General features: G+C 78.5%; 1 protein-coding gene. It reads left to right on the top strand.

All coding sequences use genetic code 11. The annotated features are described in order from the left end of the window. A partial coding sequence (locus tag G3I41_RS05235; RefSeq protein ID WP_239081490.1) for a histidine kinase occupies positions 1 to 502 on the top strand: 502 nt, incomplete at both ends.

The raw sequence follows: 502 nt of genomic DNA, 5'->3' as shown, positions 1-502 counted from the left end.
CGAGCGCCGGGCGGCCGAGCTGGCCGTGCGCAACCGGCTCGCCCGGGAGCTGCACGACTCGGTCGGCCACGCGCTGAGCGCCGTCACCCTCCAGGCGGGGGCCGCCCGCCGGGTTCTGGACAGCGACCCCGAGTTCGCCCGGCAGGCGCTCACCGCGATCGAGGAGACCACGCGGCGCACGGTCGGCGAACTCGACGCGGTGCTCGGCCTGTTGCGGCAGGACGGAGACGGGTCCGGCGCGCTCGCGGGCCCCGGGCTCGACGCGCTCGGCGGGCTGCTCGCCCGGTGCGGGGTGCCCGTGCGCTACGAGGCCGACGGCGACCCGGGCGCGGTGACCGGACCCGTCTCGGCCGAGGCGTACCGGATCGTCCAGGAGGGTCTGAGCAACGCGCTGCGGCACGGCGTCCCCGGTGCGCCGGTCCGGCTGCGGATCGGCGTCGGCCGCCGCGAGCTGACACTCGTCCTGGACAGCGCGCTGTCCCCGCGCCCCCCGGCAGCACGC

Origin of the sequence: Streptomyces sp. SID9727 (assembly GCF_010550605.1) — a bacterium.
Classification (GTDB): Bacteria; Actinomycetota; Actinomycetes; order Streptomycetales; family Streptomycetaceae; genus Streptomyces.
Note: the sequence above shows the minus strand (reverse complement) of the source record. Positions and strands in the feature narration are given on the sequence as shown.